Annotated in this window: 11 protein-coding genes, 3 tRNA genes and 1 pseudogene; 9 read left to right on the top strand and 6 right to left on the bottom strand. The window is 47.7% G+C overall.

The window, feature by feature from the left end; genetic code table 11:
* From ybtE to ACJHX4_RS06825, 4 genes and pseudogenes are all read left to right on the top strand, one after another.
* A complete protein-coding gene (ybtE, locus tag ACJHX4_RS06840) occupies positions 1-1,578 on the top strand; it encodes a yersiniabactin biosynthesis salycil-AMP ligase YbtE (RefSeq protein WP_001088830.1) in 1,578 nt (525 codons plus the stop codon).
* A 130-nt stretch (positions 1,579-1,708) separates the two neighbouring features.
* The gene (fyuA, locus tag ACJHX4_RS06835; RefSeq protein WP_000784549.1) at positions 1,709-3,730 is read left to right on the top strand and encodes a siderophore yersiniabactin receptor FyuA; all 2,022 of its coding nucleotides are present in this window, start codon (positions 1,709-1,711) and stop codon (positions 3,728-3,730) included.
* A gap of 649 nt (positions 3,731-4,379) precedes the next feature.
* The gene (locus ACJHX4_RS06830) at positions 4,380-5,129 is read left to right on the top strand and encodes an inverse autotransporter beta domain-containing protein (protein WP_000039780.1); all 750 of its coding nucleotides are present in this window, start codon (positions 4,380-4,382) and stop codon (positions 5,127-5,129) included.
* A pseudogene (locus ACJHX4_RS06825) lies at positions 5,056-7,187 on the top strand (Ig-like domain-containing protein); the annotation flags it as partial. The gene ACJHX4_RS06830 and the pseudogene ACJHX4_RS06825, both read left to right, overlap by 74 nt.
* A 160-nt stretch (positions 7,188-7,347) precedes the next feature.
* On the opposite strand, the gene ACJHX4_RS06820 reads toward ACJHX4_RS06825, so the two are convergent.
* Complete coding sequence (locus ACJHX4_RS06820; RefSeq protein ID WP_000480517.1) at positions 7,348-8,400, bottom strand: glycosyltransferase family 9 protein; 1,053 nt, start codon at positions 8,398-8,400, stop codon at positions 7,348-7,350.
* Between the two features lie 314 nt (positions 8,401-8,714).
* Here ACJHX4_RS06820 and shiA point away from each other — a divergent pair, with 314 nt between their 5' ends.
* The 3 genes from shiA (at position 8,715) to ACJHX4_RS06805 (ending at position 12,646) form a co-directional block, all read left to right on the top strand.
* Positions 8,715-10,031: a shikimate transporter gene (shiA, locus tag ACJHX4_RS06815; protein WP_000378563.1), complete on the top strand. Its 1,317-nt coding sequence runs from the start codon at positions 8,715-8,717 to the stop codon at positions 10,029-10,031.
* 101 nt (positions 10,032-10,132) lie between these two features.
* Positions 10,133-11,587 carry an AMP nucleosidase gene (gene amn, locus ACJHX4_RS06810; RefSeq protein WP_001060231.1) on the top strand — a complete coding sequence of 485 codons (1,455 nt, stop codon included), beginning with the start codon at positions 10,133-10,135 and terminating at the stop codon, positions 11,585-11,587.
* A gap of 342 nt (positions 11,588-11,929) precedes the next feature.
* Positions 11,930-12,646 carry a YebC/PmpR family DNA-binding transcriptional regulator gene (locus ACJHX4_RS06805; protein WP_000532923.1) on the top strand — a complete coding sequence of 239 codons (717 nt, stop codon included), beginning with the start codon at positions 11,930-11,932 and terminating at the stop codon, positions 12,644-12,646.
* Positions 12,647-13,099: 453 nt separating this feature from the next.
* Here the strand turns inward: ACJHX4_RS06805 and ACJHX4_RS06800 are convergent.
* Positions 13,100-13,175, bottom strand: a tRNA-Asn gene (locus ACJHX4_RS06800).
* 100 nt (positions 13,176-13,275) lie between these two features.
* Positions 13,276-14,763, bottom strand: coding sequence for a toxic metabolite efflux MATE transporter YeeO (gene yeeO, locus ACJHX4_RS06795; RefSeq protein ID WP_023142341.1), 1,488 nt, complete (start codon positions 14,761-14,763; stop codon positions 13,276-13,278).
* Between the two features lie 160 nt (positions 14,764-14,923).
* Here yeeO and ACJHX4_RS06790 point away from each other — a divergent pair.
* Positions 14,924-14,999: transfer RNA gene (locus ACJHX4_RS06790), tRNA-Asn, on the top strand.
* Between the two features lie 37 nt (positions 15,000-15,036).
* On the opposite strand, the gene cbl is transcribed toward ACJHX4_RS06790, so the two are convergent.
* Positions 15,037-15,987 carry an HTH-type transcriptional regulator Cbl gene (cbl, locus tag ACJHX4_RS06785; protein WP_001011024.1) on the bottom strand — a complete coding sequence of 317 codons (951 nt, stop codon included), beginning with the start codon at positions 15,985-15,987 and terminating at the stop codon, positions 15,037-15,039.
* A gap of 101 nt (positions 15,988-16,088) precedes the next feature.
* Complete coding sequence (gene nac, locus ACJHX4_RS06780; RefSeq protein WP_001011491.1) at positions 16,089-17,006, bottom strand: nitrogen assimilation transcriptional regulator NAC; 918 nt, start codon at positions 17,004-17,006, stop codon at positions 16,089-16,091.
* Positions 17,007-17,332: 326 nt separating this feature from the next.
* Here nac and ACJHX4_RS06775 point away from each other — a divergent pair.
* A tRNA-Asn gene (locus ACJHX4_RS06775) sits at positions 17,333-17,408 on the top strand.
* A gap of 55 nt (positions 17,409-17,463) precedes the next feature.
* On the opposite strand, the gene ldtA is transcribed toward ACJHX4_RS06775, so the two are convergent.
* Positions 17,464-18,399 carry a L,D-transpeptidase gene (gene ldtA / locus ACJHX4_RS06770; protein ID WP_000986344.1) on the bottom strand — a complete coding sequence of 312 codons (936 nt, stop codon included), beginning with the start codon at positions 18,397-18,399 and terminating at the stop codon, positions 17,464-17,466.
* Positions 18,400-18,446: the final 47 nt, after the last annotated feature.

Below are 18,446 nucleotides of genomic sequence, written 5' to 3'. Positions count from 1 at the left end.
ATGAATTCTTCCTTTGAATCTCTGATTGAACAGTATCCCTTACCCATTGCCGAACAGTTGCGCCACTGGGCGGCCCGTTATGCCTCGCGAATTGCCGTCGTTGATGCAAAGGGGTCGTTAACCTACAGCGCGCTTGATGCACAAGTTGACGAACTTGCCGCAGGTCTGTCATCACTGGGTTTGCGTTCGGGGGAGCATGTAATTGTGCAGCTTCCCAACGACAACGCGTTTGTTACCCTGCTGTTCGCCTTGTTAAGACTGGGCGTTATCCCCGTGCTGGCGATGCCCTCGCAACGGGCTCTGGATATCGACGCGCTGATTGAGCTGGCGCAACCCGTCGCTTACGTTATTCACGGGGAAAACCTCGCAGAGCTGGCCCGACAGATGGCGCACAAACACGCCTGCTTGCGTCATGTTCTGGTCGCTGGAGAGACCGTGAGCGACGATTTTACGCCGCTCTTCTCCCTTCACGGTGAGCGACAGGCATGGCCGCAGCCTGATGTTTCCGCCACCGCGTTGTTGTTGCTCTCAGGCGGCACAACCGGCACGCCCAAACTCATCCCGCGCCGACATGCCGACTATAGCTATAACTTCAGCGCTTCTGCTGAACTGTGCGGCATCAGCCAACAGAGCGTGTATCTCGCCGTCCTCCCGGTGGCGCATAACTTTCCGCTGGCCTGCCCCGGTATTCTGGGAACGCTTGCCTGCGGCGGAAAAGTGGTGCTGACCGACAGCGCCAGCTGTGATGAGGTGATGCCTTTAATCGCGCAGGAAAGAGTGACTCACGTCGCCCTGGTTCCGGCGCTGGCGCAATTATGGGTGCAGGCCAGGGAGTGGGAAGACAGCGACCTTTCGTCGCTGCGCGTCATTCAGGCAGGCGGCGCCCGGCTCGACCCGACGCTTGCTGAGCAGGTTATCGCCACCTTTGACTGTACCCTGCAACAGGTTTTCGGTATGGCGGAAGGCCTGCTCTGTTTTACCCGGCTGGACGATCCGCATGCCACCATTCTCCACAGCCAGGGGCGCCCGTTGTCCCCTCTGGATGAAATCCGCATCGTTGATCAAGACGAGAACGACGTCGCGCCGGGCGAAACCGGGCAATTGTTAACGCGCGGCCCTTATACCATTTCGGGCTATTACCGCGCCCCTGCCCACAACGCGCAGGCCTTTACCGCGCAAGGGTTTTACCGCACAGGCGACAATGTCAGGCTGGATGAGGTGGGGAACCTGCACGTTGAGGGACGCATAAAAGAGCAGATCAACCGCGCCGGAGAAAAAATAGCCGCGGCTGAAGTGGAATCGGCACTGCTGCGTTTAGCGGAAGTGCAAGATTGCGCGGTGGTCGCCGCGCCGGACACGCTGCTTGGCGAGCGGATTTGCGCGTTTATCATCGCGCAGCAGGTGCCAACTGACTATCAGCAGTTGCGTCAACAACTGACCCGTATGGGGCTCAGCGCGTGGAAAATTCCTGACCAAATCGAGTTTCTGGACCACTGGCCGCTCACCGCCGTCGGCAAGATAGACAAAAAACGCCTGACGGCTCTCGCCGTCGACCGTTATCGCCATTCTGCCCAATAAGCGCAAACCGACCCGAAACAGGTTGAAATAAACCCGTTTCGGGTAGCACCACTATTAGAAATAGTTATCATTTTCAATTCACCATTGTCGGTATTTTTGGCGTTTCGCCGTCTTACAGGGACTCACAACAATGAAAATGACACGGCTTTATCCTCTGGCCTTGGGGGGATTATTGCTCCCCGCCATTGCTAATGCCCAGACTTCACAGCAAGACGAAAGCACGCTGGTGGTTACCGCCAGTAAACAATCTTCCCGCTCGGCATCAGCCAACAACGTCTCATCTACTGTTGTCAGCGCGCCGGAATTAAGCGACGCCGGCGTCACCGCCAGCGACAAACTCCCCAGAGTCTTGCCCGGGCTCAATATTGAAAATAGCGGCAACATGCTTTTTTCGACGATCTCGCTACGCGGCGTCTCTTCAGCGCAGGACTTCTATAACCCCGCCGTCACCCTGTATGTCGATGGCGTCCCTCAGCTTTCCACCAACACCATCCAGGCGCTTACCGATGTGCAAAGCGTGGAGTTGCTGCGAGGCCCACAGGGAACGTTATATGGCAAAAGCGCTCAGGGCGGGATCATCAACATCGTCACCCAGCAGCCGGACAGCACGCCGCGCGGCTATATTGAAGGCGGCGTCAGTAGCCGCGACAGTTATCGAAGTAAGTTCAACCTGAGCGGCCCCATTCAGGATGGCCTGCTGTACGGCAGCGTCACCCTGTTACGCCAAGTTGATGACGGCGACATGATTAACCCCGCGACGGGAAGCGATGACTTAGGCGGCACCCGCGCCAGCATAGGGAATGTGAAACTGCGTCTGGCGCCGGACGATCAGCCCTGGGAAATGGGCTTTGCCGCCTCACGCGAATGTACCCGCGCCACCCAGGACGCCTATGTGGGATGGAATGATATTAAGGGCCGTAAGCTGTCGATCAGCGATGGTTCACCAGACCCGTACATGCGGCGCTGCACTGACAGCCAGACCCTGAGTGGGAAATACACCACCGATGACTGGGTTTTCAACCTGATCAGCGCCTGGCAGCAGCAGCATTATTCGCGCACCTTCCCTTCCGGTTCGTTAATCGTCAATATGCCTCAGCGCTGGAATCAGGATGTGCAGGAGCTGCGCGCTGCAACCCTGGGCGATGCGCGTACCGTTGATATGGTGTTTGGGCTGTACCGGCAGAACACCCGCGAGAAGTTAAATTCAGCCTACGACATGCCGACAATGCCTTATTTAAGCAGTACCGGCTATACCACCGCTGAAACGCTGGCCGCATACAGTGACCTGACCTGGCATTTAACCGATCGTTTTGATATCGGCGGCGGCGTGCGCTTCTCGCATGATAAATCCAGTACACAATATCACGGCAGCATGCTCGGCAACCCGTTTGGCGACCAGGGTAAGAGCAATGACGATCAGGTGCTCGGGCAGCTATCCGCAGGCTATATGCTGACCGATGACTGGAGAGTGTATACCCGTGTAGCCCAGGGATATAAACCTTCCGGGTACAACATCGTGCCTACTGCGGGTCTTGATGCCAAACCGTTCGTCGCCGAGAAATCCATCAACTATGAACTTGGCACCCGCTACGAAACCGCTGACGTCACGCTGCAAGCCGCGACGTTTTATACCCACACCAAAGACATGCAGCTTTACTCTGGCCCGGTCGGGATGCAGACATTAAGCAATGCGGGTAAAGCCGACGCCACCGGCGTTGAGCTTGAAGCGAAGTGGCGGTTTGCGCCAGGCTGGTCATGGGATATCAATGGCAACGTGATCCGTTCCGAATTCACCAATGACAGTGAGTTGTATCACGGTAACCGGGTGCCGTTCGTACCACGTTATGGCGCGGGAAGCAGCGTGAACGGCGTGATTGATACGCGCTATGGCGCACTGATGCCCCGACTGGCGGTTAATCTGGTCGGGCCGCATTATTTCGATGGCGACAACCAGTTGCGGCAAGGCACCTATGCCACCCTGGACAGCAGCCTGGGCTGGCAGGCGACTGAACGGATGAACATTTCCGTCTATGTCGATAACCTGTTCGACCGTCGTTACCGTACCTATGGCTACATGAACGGCAGCAGCGCCGTCGCGCAGGTCAATATGGGTCGCACCGTCGGTATCAATACGCGAATTGATTTCTTCTGATTATTGTAAAAGGGATACCGAAAAGGTATCCCTTTTACACCACTAGTTAAAACCAGTAACTCAGCAGAGTCGCAAAAATATTAATCCATAGTGATTATTTAAACAATGAAATTGCGATTAGGATAAATAGATTTAACTTTCTCGTTCCTTTCTCTCCTTATACTAAAGAAATAATCATATCAAAATAAAAATTCACAACAGTGCAACATTAAAAAATACAACCAACAAACAATCCTATATACAAGGCACATCTCCAGAATATAAAAGCACAGACAAACAACCTAAAAAAACAACCCCATACATATAAATTATTTTATAGGTAAAATAGATTATATATTCTCATAGCTACCATAAACTATACTAGCCTGAACTATATTTATTCTGCTACAATCAATGCATACATAACACAAATATCACTCAGGTACACTACTCAAACCACGCTGGGATTTTTCCTCAAGTTATAATCATCACCCCGAAAATCATTCGGCATTTACTCATTAAATAGTCACCCCATAGGCCTGTACATGTTTACTCAGAAATATACATCCTTTTCTCTGTCATAAACCCTCTGATTAATCATAAATAAATACTTGTGACACCAATCTTTTTCCTTAACGGAACGAATTGTTGTGTAGAAGGAGATAATATTATGTCAAAAAAATATCAGCCATTGCTTATAACTCATTATATGTCAACATGGGTCACTATAACGGAAGCAGTTGAGATCACTACCAAAGCCATAAAACAAAAAATTACTCCTAGCGATATTTATCGTCATGCCTTGAGTGGCAACATCCTACTATCGATCTATTTCCAGTCTCCTGTGATACTTAAGAAGATACAAACTTTTAATGGAAAAATAAAATTCAGGCAGTTTGTGGGAGACCTACTTGATAAACTATGCATGCTTGACAGTGACGGTTTTATTTATGGTCAAAATTTAAGACTCTGTACAGAAGCCAGATATATTTGTCCTGTGCAACAAATTATAGATACCCCCCTGTTACGCAAACTCAACCAGTTTCGTACGTTTGTTCGTAATGTCCGCCCGGGTGATGAACTGGATGTCCAGGCACAAGTTAGTGAAAAAAATTTAACCCCGCCGCCGGGTAACAGCAGTGGCAACCTTGAGCAACAGATAGCCAGTACTTCACAGCTAATTGGATCTCTGCTCGCCGAAGATATGAACAGCGAGCAAGCGGCAAACATAGCACGTGGATGGGCCTCTTCTCAGGCTTCAGGGGTAATGACAGACTGGTTAAGCCGCTTCGGTACCGCAAGAATCACGCTGGGCGTGGATGAAGATTTCAGCCTGAAGAACTCCCGTGACGGCAACCCTCGAAAATGGCGATTCGATGCAACAAACAGTGAACTATGTGCCGAACGTCACGAATGCTGAAATCACGCTGGCAGCCTCGAAGGATCCGGTGATTGCCGACAATAACGATCTCACGACACTAACAGCACCGTCGCTGATACAGAGGGCAATGCGATAGCCAACACTGAGGTAACATTTACTCTACCGGAAGATGTGAAGGCGAACTTCACGCTGAGCGATGGCGACAAAGCGGTTACTGATGCCGATGGCAAAGCGAAAGTCACGCTGAAAGGTACAAAAGCAGGCGCTCATACCGTGACAGCATCGATGGTTGGCGGTAAGAGTGAGCAGTTGGTGGTGAACTTTACTGCGGATACGCTCACTGCGCAGGTTAATCTTAACGTTACCGAGGACAATTTCATCGCCAATAACATTGGAATGACCAGGCTACAAGCAACAGTGACTGATGGAAACGGCAACCCAGTAGAAGGTATAAAAGTTAATTTCCGTGGAACCTCCGTCACGCTAAGCAGCACCAGCGTTGAAACGGATGATCAGGTTTTTGCTGAAATTCTTGTGACAAGCACCGAGGTCGGACTAAAAACAGTTTCAGCCTCTCTGGCAGATAAACCTACTGAAGTCATCTCGCGATTACTGAATGCCAAGGTAGATGTTAATTCTGCGACGATTACCAGTCAGGAGATACCTGAAGGTCAGGTCATGGTCGCACAAGACATAGCAGTTAAAGCTCACGTTAACGACCAGTTTGGCAACCCGGTGACGCATCAACCCGCGACATTCAGTGCAGCGCCATCCTCGCAAATGATCATCAGCCAGAACACGGTCTCTACTAATACGCAGGGAGTAGCCGAGGTCACCATGACGTCTGAAAGAAACGGCTCGTATACTGTAAAAGCATCCCTAGCGAATGGAGCTTCACTTGAGAAACAACTGGAGGCTATTGATGAAAAACTGACACTCACGTCCAGTCCGCTTATCGGTGTCAATGCTCCTAAAGGCGCTACTCTGACGGCAACGCTAACCTCTGCAAATGGCACTCCAGTGGAGGGTCAGGTCATCAACTTTAGCGTAACGCTAGAAGGTGCGACGTTAAGTGGCGGAAAAGTGAGAACCAACTCTTCAGATCAGGCTCCAGTCGTTCTGACCAGCAATAAAGTCGGTACATATACGGTGACTGCATCGTTCCATAACGGCGTCACAATACAGACACAGACAACCGTGAAGGTTACTGGCAACCCAAGCACCGCACATGTTGCTAGCTTTATCGCTGATCCGTCGACTATCGCCGCCACCAACAGTGATTTAAGTACCTTAAAGGCAACGGTTGAGGATGGCAGTGGTAACCTGATCGAAGGTCTCACTGTGTACTTCGCCTTAAAAAGCGGCTCCACCACATTAACGTCATTAACAGCCGTGACCGATCAAAACGGAATCGCGACAACAAACGTGAGATGAGCGATAACAGGGAGCGTCACTGTAAGCGCAGTCATAAGCGCAGGTGGAATGCAAACAGTAGATATATCGCTAGTGGCAGGCCCAGCAGACGCCTCGCAGTCCATCCTTAAGAACAACCAGTCATCACTGAAAGGGGACTTTACCGATAGTGCTGAGCTACATCTTGTTCTGCACGATATATCAGGCAATCCGATCAAAGTTTCTTAAGGGATAGAATTTGTGCAATCAGGTACAAACGTGCCCTATATGAAAATTAGCGCAATTGATTACAGTCAAAATATCAACGGTGATTACAAAGCTACTGTTACAGGAGGCGGAGAGGGTATCGCAACGCTGATCCCCGTATTGAATGGTGTTCATCAGGCGGGTCTGAGTACCACGATAGAATTCATTAGCGCGGAAACCAGACCAATGACGGGTACAGTGTCAGTGAATAGTGCAAACCTACCGACAGCTTCATTCCCTTCGCAGGGATTTACCGGGGCGTATTATCAGTTGAATAATGACAACTTTGCACCAGGAAAAACGGCGGCTGATTATTCGTTTTCAAGCTCGGCCTCCTGGGTAGGCGTTGATGCTACTGGTAAAGTGACATTCAAAAATGACGGTGATAGCAATACTGTAATAATCACAGCGCCCCCAAGATCCGGTGGTGCTATTTACCAAACAGTTCCTCCTGAATCGCGTTCGGTGTGACTATGATCATTTTCGGTGAGTATTGCTTTGATCCAAAGGCTGGTTTTCTGTGATGATTGACCAGCCTCAGAGTATTGATGACACCACCGTTCATAACAGATCGGCATTACTATGCATAAGTACTGCCTCAAATTCTCGCCAAAACACTTTTTAATGCCTTTGCGAATTCATCCAGACTTATATTGTCAATTTTTTGCCCAACGACGACTGACTCCGAAACATCGGCCATTGCGGGCCATCGCGTTTTGTAATCAGCATAAATTGCAACAACAGGGGTATTATAGGCACTTGCCATATGTAATATTGAGGTGTCAGGAGTTATTGCAATATAAGCATCTTTTATGATTGCTGCTGAACGTTTAATCGAGGGTGATAAGGATAAACGGTAGACATTATTATAACAATCCACTAATGCCCTGGCTTTATCTTCCCCTTTGGGTCCATAAACGATCACTATTGGAATATCTGTTTCACTTTGAATTTTTGCTATTAGATTTTCTGCAATCGATAATGAAAATGTACGTTCCTGCGAGCTACCTTCTAAATTGAGCGCAATGTAAGATCCTAACGATCGCATTTCCTCGCGTACCTCATCGAGTACATCATCGCTTAATGGCAATTCATATATTGACCTGACTGCCGGAAAACCCGCCTCACGCATCATAAATGCCCATGTCATGGGTACAGGAGCCCGGAGATTCTGATCCATCCGGGACGCGTTCTTACACAAAGGGGAATAGCACTTCATGGTTAAACCGACGACCTGGAAATTCGTTTTTGCTTTCAACTGACTGATAAATATCATCGTTTTCAGGTTCTTTTTACGCATCGCCTCTATACAAAGATCCGGCGTACCATATTGCAGTGTTATGTTCTTCGCTAAATCTTTTATTTCTTTTAATGTTGCGTGATCCTGCATAGTCATTGTGACTAATGTTAATTTAGTCTGTTCAAGTTTGAGCGCATTAAAGACTTCTAAATTAATTGTCGACGTAACAATTAATAGATGCTTAATTTTATGCAATTCAAGCGCCCGAATAACAGGAAAGATGGCCATAGCATCGCCAATCTGATCGGGAATATGTATGACAACAAAGTCTGTTTTTTCAATATTAAAATTATAAGTTTTATAATCGTAGTAACTAAATGCAATACGTCTCAACAATGATACTAAAAACATAACTAACCTCGCCTCCCTACTGGTTATAATGCAATGCAGTCTATCAGAATCATCAGGGTGCAATTTTGTGCATATGCGGACTTTTATGTTTCATATCTCGAACCTGTGGGCCCTCTGCTTAATCCTTAAACAACACCAGCAACTCCTGCGCTTTCATCTTCCATCGAATTTTTCATGTTGCCGCTAATCAGCCATAAAATCATTTGCAGATGCGCTCTGTCGAGGTAGTCTCATAAGGTTCGTTTATAGATCGACGGCAATGTGAGTTACCTTTTCCATACTAATTATAAAAAGACAGTACAAACAGGATCATTATGGACTCCACGCTCATCTCCACTCGTCCCGATGAAGGGACGCTTTCGTTAAGTCGCGCCCGACGAGCTGCGTTAGGCAGTTTCGCTGGTGCCGTCGTCGACTGGTATGATTTTCTACTCTATGGCATTACCGCCGCACTGGTGTTTAATCGCGAGTTTTTCCCGCAAGTAAGCCCGGCGATGGGAACGCTCGCCGCATTTGCCACCTTTGGTGTCGGCTTCCTTTTCCGACCGCTCGGCGGTGTCATTTTCGGTCACTTTGGCGACCGACTGGGACGTAAGCGCATGTTAATGCTGACCGTCTGGATGATGGGCATCGCGACAGCCTTAATTGGTATTCTTCCTTCATTCTCGACCATTGGGTGGTGGGCACCTATTTTGCTGGTGACACTGCGTGCCATTCAGGGATTTGCCGTCGGCGGCGAATGGGGAGGCGCAGCGTTGCTTTCCGTTGAAAGTGCGCCGAAAAATAAAAAAGCCTTTTACAGTAGCGGTGTACAAGTTGGCTACGGTGTAGGTTTACTGCTTTCAACCGGACTGGTTTCATTGATCAGTATGATGACGACTGACGAACAGTTTTTAAGCTGGGGCTGGCGCATTCCTTTCCTGTTTAGCATCGTACTGGTACTGGGAGCATTGTGGGTGCGCAATGGCATGGAGGAGTCCGCGGAATTTGAACAACAGCAACATAATCAAGCGGCCGCGAAAAAACGCATCCCGGTTATCGAAGCTCTGTTACGACATCCCGGTGCTTTCCTGAAGATTATTGCACTACGACTGTGCGAGTTGCTGACGATGTACATTGTTACTGCCTTTGCACTTAATTATTCAACCCAGAATATGGGGTTACCGCGCGAACTTTTCCTTAATATTGGTTTGCTGGTAGGTGGATTAAGCTGCCTGACAATTCCCTGTTTTGCCTGGCTTGCCGATCGTTTTGGTCGGCGCAGGGTTTATATTACAGGCGCGTTGATCGGAACGTTGAGCGCATTTCCTTTCTTTATGGCGCTTGAAGCACAATCTATTTTCTGGATAGTTTTCTTCTCCATAATGCTGGCAAACATTGCGCATGACATGGTGGTGTGTGTGCAACAACCGATGTTTACCGAAATGTTTGGTGCCAGTTATCGCTACAGTGGTGCTGGAGTCGGTTATCAGGTTGCCAGTGTGGTTGGCGGTGGATTTACACCTTTTATTGCCGCTGCACTCATCACTTACTTTGCCGGGAACTGGCATAGCGTCGCCATTTATTTGCTGGCTGGATGCCTGATTTCTGCAATGACCGCTTTATTGATGAAAGACAATCAACGCTCGTGATAGCCTGGCGAAGATCATCCGATCTTCGCCTTATACTTTTGTTTCACATTCCTGTGACATACTATCGGATGTGCGGTAATTGTATGGAACAGGAGACACACATGAATAATAAGGGCTCCGGTCTGACCCCAGCTCAGGCACTGGATAAACTCGACGCGCTGTATGAGCAATCTGTAGTTGCTTTACGCAACGCCATTGGCAAATATATTACAAGTGGCGAATTACCTGATGAAAACGCCCGCAAACAAGGTCTTTTTGTCTATCCATCACTGACCGTAACCTGGGACGGTAGCACAACTAATCCCCCCAAAACGCGCGCATTTGGTCGTTTTACCCACGCAGGCAGCTACACCACCACGATTACTCGCCCTACTCTCTTTCGTTCGTATCTCAATGAACAACTTACGTTGCTGTATCAGGATTATGGTGCGCATATCTCGGTGCAACCCTCGCAGCATGAAATCCCTTATCCTTATGTCATCGATGGCTCTGAATTGACACTTGATCGCTCAATGAGCGCTGGGTTAACTCGCTACTTCCCGACAACAGAACTGGCGCAAATTGGCGATGAAACTGCAGACGGCATTTATCATCCAACGGAATTCTCCCCGCTATCGCATTTTGATGCTCGCCGGGTTGATTTTTCCCTCGCACGGTTGCGCCATTATACCGGTACGCCAGTAGAACATTTTCAACCGTTCGTCTTGTTTACCAACTACACACGTTATGTGGATGAATTCGTTCGTTGGGGATGCAGCCAGATCCTCGATCCTGATAGTCCCTACATTGCCCTTTCTTGTGCTGGCGGGAACTGGATCACTGCCGAAACCGAAGCGCCAGAAGAAGCCATTTCCGACCTTGCATGGAAAAAACACCAGATGCCAGCATGGCATTTAATTACCGCTGATGGTCAGGGTATTACTCTGGTGAATATTGGCGTGGGACCGTCCAATGCTAAAACCATCTGCGATCATCTGGCAGTGCTACGCCCGGATGTCTGGTTGATGATTGGTCACTGTGGCGGATTACGTGAAAGCCAGGCCATTGGAGATTATGTCCTTGCACACGCTTATTTACGCGATGACCACGTTCTTGATGCGGTTCTGCCGCCCGATATTCCTATTCCGAGCATTGCTGAAGTGCAACGTGCGCTTTATGACGCTACCAAGTTAGTCAGCGGCAGGCCTGGTGAAGAAGTCAAACAGCGGTTACGTACTGGCACGGTGGTAACCACAGATGACAGGAACTGGGAGTTACGTTACTCAGCTTCTGCACTTCGTTTTAACTTAAGCCGGGCCGTAGCAATTGATATGGAAAGTGCAACCATTGCCGCGCAAGGATATCGTTTCCGCGTGCCATACGGGACACTACTGTGTGTTTCAGATAAACCGTTACATGGTGAGATTAAGCTTCCCGGCCAGGCTAACCGTTTTTATGAAGGCGCTATTTCCGAACACCTGCAAATTGGCATTCGGGCGATCGATTTGCTGCGCGCAGAAGGCGACCGACTGCATTCACGTAAATTACGAACCTTTAATGAGCCGCCGTTCCGATAATAAGTTATGAACCTTCTTATCAGAAATAGATGTGAAGGATTAAGTAAGACATCTGGCAAATAGCCTGCAATAAACGCGGGCTGTTTGCTTCCTTGGGCAGATGCGAGTTTTATTATCGTCTTAATGATTTCCACATATTAAAAGCAAGTATGCTTTCAAAACACAATTATAAAAAATCCCGCCAACAACATTAGTTTTTATAAAATTAAATATAAGATTATGGCTTTAGAATATTTTTATTTCTAATAGACGAGATTTTTCCTGTTATGATATAATATGCCGAATTAACACATGTTAACGATTTACCAGTAATGTAAATAAATTTTCGAGGAGATCATTCCAGTGGGACGTAAATGGGCCAATATTGTTGCTAAAAAAACGGCTAAAGACGGTGCAACGTCTAAAATTTATGCAAAATTCGGTGTAGAAATCTATGCTGCTGCCAAACAAGGTGAACCCGATCCAGAATTAAACACATCTTTAAAATTCGTTATTGAACGTGCAAAACAAGCACAAGTTCCAAAGCACGTTATTGATAAAGCAATTGATAAAGCCAAAGGCGGCGGAGATGAAACGTTCGTGCAGGGACGTTATGAAGGCTTTGGTCCTAATGGCTCAATGATTATCGCTGAGACATTAACTTCAAATGTTAACCGTACGATTGCTAACGTTCGCACAATTTTCAATAAAAAAGGCGGCAATATCGGAGCGGCAGGTTCTGTCAGCTATATGTTTGACAATACGGGTGTGATTGTATTTAAAGGAACAGACCCTGACCATATTTTTGAAATTTTGCTTGAAGCTGAAGTTGATGTTCGTGATGTAACTGAAGAAGAAGGTAATATTGTTATTTATACTGAACCTACTGACCTTCATAAAGGAATCGCGGCGCTAAAAGCAGCTGGAATCACTGAGTTCTCAACAACAGAATTAGAAATGATTGCTCAATCTGAAGTTGAGCTTTCCCCAGAAGATTTAGAAATCTTTGAAGGGCTTGTTGATGCCCTTGAAGATGACGACGATGTACAAAAAGTTTATCATAACGTCGCAAATCTCTAATTATATGTTAAAGAAATCTGTCTTTATGGCAGATTTCTTTAATCTCATATAATCCTTATAAAAATATAATGTTTAACTCGTCATATTGCTTATAAAAAATCCCCGTTCCCAGAGAAATAATATTTATTAAAATGGCAGGTCTTCTTTTTCTGATTACCGAAGACAAAGTGGCAATTACGTATAGTTTCCCGATAAAGACGCGACAGCTACATCCCGCATAAGGCATTTTTCTCTTTATCTTTGTACGGTACTTCATGGAACAGAATTTTTGACCTTGTGAATCGTGATGTCTGTTGGGGAGGGGCAATTTGCTCACTGAAGCGTGAGACTCGATTAAGCGCACGAAACACAGAAATCAAAAACCCGGCCACTTTTTTACAAAGTGACCGGGTAAAAATAATTTTTATTTTTTAACTGTCCTGAGACTCATAGAGATGTCTCAAAACTAAAATTTGGCTCCTCTGACTGGACTCGAACCAGTGACATACGGATTAACAGTCCGCCGTTCTACCGACTGAACTACAGAGGAATCGTGAGAACGAGGCGAATATTAGCGATGCCCACCCACAATGTCAAAGCCTGTTTTTTAAATTTGAAATCGTTTGCTGAAATAATCTGCATTTTGTCGTTTATTCCGACACAACTGGCTTTTTTTCACACTTTTGCGGCTCGGATCGAGGGTATTTCCATAGCCAACGTCCAGTAACCATTCGCCAGTAAAACAGCACGGCCCGCACAGCCCAGTCGGCAAACATTCCCATCCAGACACCAACCACACCCCAGCCAAGCATGATTCCCAGCACATAACCGACTACAACCCGACAACCCCACATGCTCAACATCGAAACCCACATGGCGTAACGGGCATCACGAGCACCTTTAAATCCAGCGGGTAGCACCCATGAGGCGGACCAAATAGGCATAAATAAAGCATTTAGCCAAATCAGAATCACAACGACGTGTTTAACCTGTGGATCCTGGGTGTAAAACGATGCCATAACCCCGGCAAAGGGAGCCGTTAGCCAGGCGATGGCCGTTAATCCAAGAGTGGACAGCCAGAACACATGCCGCAACTGAATCTCTGCTTGCGCTATCTGCCCTACCCCCAACCTTCGGCCTGTAATGATCGTAGAAGCAGAACCGAGCGCACTTCCGGGTAAGTTGATAAGAGCCGCAATTGAGAACGCGATAAAATTTCCGGCAATAACGCTGGTCCCCATCCCGGCAACGAACATTTGGGTTAATAACCGACCACTGGTAAATAACACTGATTCGACACTCGCTGGAATACCAATCCCCATGACTTCCCAGATAATGCTAAAATTCAGCGGTTTAAAATAGCTCTTTAACGAAATCCTTAGCGCAGGATTAAAACCAATCGCCAGCACCCACAAAATTGCAACTGCGCCAATATAACGAGAAATGGTTAAACCCAACCCAGCCCCGACAAATCCCAGTCCCGCCCAGGAGAAAAGGCCGTAAATCAATATGCCGCTAATAATAATATTAAGAATATTCAGGCTACCGTTAATCAGTAGCGGTATTTTCGTATTCCCTGCACCACGAAGTGCCCCGCTACCAATAAGAGTGATGGCAGCTGCTGGATAACTGAATACGGTCAGCTCCAGATAAGTCAACGCCAGTGCTTTAACGTCTGTCGTGGCATCACCCGCGACGAAATCAATAATTTGTTCGCCAAAATGATGAATTAGCGTTGCCAACAGTACGGCAAACAACGTCATGATCACCAATGACTGCCGCGTCGCCACCCTCGCTCGTCGTCGATCTCGCTTACCGAGACTAAATGCTACAACGACAGTAGTACCAAGATCGATAGCTGCAAAAAAAGCCATAATGACCATATTGAAGCTGTCCGCCAACCCCACGCCGGCCATCGCATCTTTTCCCAGCCAGCTGACCAGAAAAGTGCTCAGGACCCCCATCAACAGGACACAGGCGTTCTCCATGAAGATAGGAACAGCAAGCGGGGTTATCTCGCGCCAGAACAACACTTTGTAGCTCTTGCGTTTAGAGTGCCAGCGAGTGCCGTGAACAACCTGGCGTAAAGCAGAGGAGATATTCAAAGCCGACCTTAATTGCAGAAAGTGAAACCACATTTCAAATGATGAGGGAGAATCAGCAAAGCTGCAAAGATTTTCGCCAACAAATTGTCTGCAAATGCAACAAACTGTTGATAGAAACGGCAAACAGTTGGGAAATTTAAAAATCGGGTTTGACAAAATATTTTTCGCCGTTAAGATGTGCCTCAACAGCGATTCCTCTGTAGTTCAGTCGGTAGAACGGCGGACTGTTAATCCGTATGTCACTGGTTCGAGTCCAGTCAGAGGAGCCAAATTTCTGAAAAGCCCGCTTTTATAGCGGGCTTTTTGCTATATCTGATAATCAATTTCCTCTTCACTGTTTTCCATCACCTGGCGCTTGATATCCTCAACTGACAGTCCTGCATTACAAAGTTCCAGAAAGCGCCAGACATAGTTACGCTGAAGTTGCCCTCGCTTCAGTCCCAACCAGACAGTATTAGCATCGAAAAGATGCCGCGTATCCAGGCGGATTAAATTCTTTTCCTCTTGTTCGCCGCTGGATTGTTCGGCAACTAATCCGATCCCAAGCCCAAGAGCAACATAGGTTTTAATGACATCAGAATCCTGTGCACTTAATACAATATCTGCCGGCAAACCTTTGCGGGCAAATGCGTCATCAATGCGTGAGCGCCCCGTAATCCCCTGTCGGTAAGTAATTAACGGCCACTTCGCTATTGATTCCAGCGTCAACGGTGTAATTTGCGTCAAGGGATGATCGAGTGGAACAAGCAAACTATGGTGCCAACGAAACCACGGGAAGGCGACGAGCTGCGGGTCATTACTCAAACGCTCGCTGGCGATACCAATATCAGCTTCGCCATTTTGCAACAACGTCGCAATTTCCTGTGGTGTACCCTGGATTAGCTCCAGCCGAACCTCCGGGAAAAGTTCGCGAAAAGCTTTAATGACCTCAGGCAAGCTATAACGTGCCTGAGTATGCGTCGTTGCAATAGTGAGAACGCCAGACGTATCGTTGGTAAACAGGTCTGCGAGCCGACGAACATTACTGGCTTCATTCAGAATGCGTTCTGCAATGACCAGTAATGCTTTGCCCGGTTCAGTCATGCCCAGCAGTCGCTTACCTCGTCGAACAAATATTTCGATGCCAAGTTCATCCTCCAGTTCCCGAATATGACGGCTAACGCCTGACTGTGAGGTAAAAAGCATATTCGCAACCTCTGTCAGGTTGTAATCCTGACGTGCAGCCTCGCGGATTATCTTTAGTTGTTGGAAATTCACGGTAAACTCCGGGCAGTTCAGATATCCCGTTATTGTTAAAGTCTAATGCCCGGCATAACAAATAATAAAAACCCGCATCTTATTCCATCCCGATATAACGCTTAGCTCACCAATTGCCACTGCCTTTTTTCCATCACTGGAGAACTAATCACTGACATTAACAACTCTTTCACTGCCTGTGCCTGTGGTGACAAGTTTGCTCTGGCGGGTAAATTTAAGGACAAAGAGAGACTCATTGAAGGAGTGGTAATGCGTGACATCCACCCATTTACTGCGCCACATAACGAACGCGCAGCCGATTCAGGTAATACTGCAACGCCCATGCCGCTGGCAATCGCTGCGGTAAGCGTGGCAATAGACTCAATTTCACCAATGACTTTTGCCGTGAGCCGCCGTAGGGAAAAAGCCTCATCAACACGAAGTCTAACAGCGCTGTAATCACTGGGGAGAAAAAGGTTCATTTGCGCAATAGCATTAACATCAACGCTTTGCCCCGGGCAATCTTGAGTTCCTACCAGGAAAAGATCTTCTTTCAGCAAAGCCTGACTGGATACCCCAGCCACAGGGGAATGCTCATAAATCACCGCCATATCGAGTTGGTGATTTATCAGTTTTTCGTTAAGCACTGCACCACTATTTTCATGAAGATAGATAACGACCTCCGGGAATTCAGCGCGAACCGCCTGTAATAAGGGCATGGTGATGGATGACGCAGCGGTTCCTGGCGCAAAGCCAATCGAGACTTGCCCCGATAATGACTGACCAACGTTATGCACCGCCAGTTGGGCCTGCTCACACTGACGTAAAATGGCCCGTGCATGGGTATAGAGAATTTTTCCGGCGCCTGTTGGCGTAACGCCCCGTTTTGTGCGAATCAAAAGCTGTTGATTTAACTCACCTTCCAGTGTGGCAACCTGCTGGCTGAGCGCTGGTTGTGCGATATGCAATACTTCAGCAGCCTGGGTCAGGCTACCAATATCTACAATTTTTACGAAGTATTTCAGGCGTCTGAAGTTCATGTTGCCTCCGGTTTTTAAGAATCGGCCCAAGTGCCGCCATTACTTACAACCAGAATGCAAGATGCTTGCCAGTTCTATTTTAGCGTTGATGCGCAAGCTAACCAACTGTCAAATAAGAGATTATGATAGATTCGTCATTGGCCCTTTTTATCAGCAGTCGCATTCACCTGCCCTATAAAAGGGGGGTATGCACCACGATGGTTCATTACCCAATAAGATTGAAAGCTCACCACTTTGTTGAAATTGTCAGCAAACAAACAAAAAAATGCATTTCACCCTTTGACATCACCATGCACTGCCATTAATATGCGCCCCGTTCACACGATTCCTCTGTAGTTCAGTCGGTAGAACGGCGGACTGTTAATCCGTATGTCACTGGTTCGAGTCCAGTCAGAGGAGCCAAATTCAAAAAAGCCTGCTTTCGAGCAGGCTTTTTACTTTCTAATTACCAACGCTCTTAAAACATCTGTCTTGAACCAGAACTAATTTGCACAGGCATTCCCGATCGATGTTGCAACGCAGCATTTGCGCGATTTACATCAACTTCTTGCCCGTTGATAAACGCCCGCAAAGATGGGGTTACCGGCAATGGCACTTTTCGGTCAGACTCATATTCTGCACGATTGCGCGACAGCGGCTCATGAACTTCCAGCCACTTTGAACCATCCGGTTCCGTTGTGTATTTCACTGGCTGATCAATAATTTGTACACGAGTGCCTACAGGAACATTATCAAACAGATATTTGATATCGTCATTACGCAGACGAATACAGCCCTGACTTACGCGGAGCCCAATACCAAAATTGGCATTGGTACCGTGGATGGCATACAACTTGCCAATATAAATCGCGTACAGCCCCATGGGGTTATCGGGCCCCGCAGGAACAAATGCGGGCAAACTCTCCCCTCGTTTCGCATATTCGCGCCGGGTGTTCGGCGTTGGCGTCCAGGTTGGTGCTTCTTGTTTACGTTCAACGGTAGTCACCCAGTTACGCGGGGTTTCTCGCCCAGCCTGGCCGATACCAATAGGAAAGACTTCCACTGTATTACTGTCTGGCGGATAGTAATAAAGACGCATTTCAGCGACGTTAACCACAATCCCTTTACGAACAGTGGCGGGCAAAATCAGTTGCTGCGGAATGGTGAGTTGTGAGCCAGGCTTCGGCAAAAAAACATCAGCGCCCGGATTCGCTTCCAGCATATTACTTAACCCTTGCCCGTATTGTGCGGCAAAAGTCTCCAGCGGCTGAGTATTGTGATCAGGAACAGTTACAGTAAGCGACTGCCCCACTAAACGGCTACCCTCTGGAGGTAATGGATAAGTTACCGCCAGGCTATTTTGGCTGGCAAAAAGCAGAGCAAATGAGCAAAGAATATTTACACGACGCATCATGTCCCTTTCCTAAGTCGCGAATACTATCCGATAAGTATAGCTTTTAT

It is taken from the genome of Escherichia sp. WS2035, from assembly GCF_046487065.1.
GTDB classification, from domain to species: Bacteria; Pseudomonadota; Gammaproteobacteria; order Enterobacterales; family Enterobacteriaceae; genus Escherichia; species Escherichia coli.
Note: the sequence above shows the minus strand (reverse complement) of the source record. Positions and strands in the feature narration are given on the sequence as shown.

Coding starts and splice junctions, on each gene's coding strand:
- ACJHX4_RS06830 (WP_000039780.1), top strand. CDS start 4,380: ATGTCAAAAAAATATCAGCCATTGCTTATAACTCATTATATGTCAACA.
- ldtA (WP_000986344.1), bottom strand. CDS start 18,399: ATGATGCGTCGTGTAAATATTCTTTGCTCATTTGCTCTGCTTTTTGCC.
- amn (WP_001060231.1), top strand. CDS start 10,133: ATGAATAATAAGGGCTCCGGTCTGACCCCAGCTCAGGCACTGGATAAA.
- ybtE (WP_001088830.1), top strand. CDS start 1: ATGAATTCTTCCTTTGAATCTCTGATTGAACAGTATCCCTTACCCATT.
- fyuA (WP_000784549.1), top strand. CDS start 1,709: ATGAAAATGACACGGCTTTATCCTCTGGCCTTGGGGGGATTATTGCTC.
- yeeO (WP_023142341.1), bottom strand. CDS start 14,763: ATGTGGTTTCACTTTCTGCAATTAAGGTCGGCTTTGAATATCTCCTCT.
- shiA (WP_000378563.1), top strand. CDS start 8,715: ATGGACTCCACGCTCATCTCCACTCGTCCCGATGAAGGGACGCTTTCG.
- nac (WP_001011491.1), bottom strand. CDS start 17,006: ATGAACTTCAGACGCCTGAAATACTTCGTAAAAATTGTAGATATTGGT.
- ACJHX4_RS06820 (WP_000480517.1), bottom strand. CDS start 8,400: ATGTTTTTAGTATCATTGTTGAGACGTATTGCATTTAGTTACTACGAT.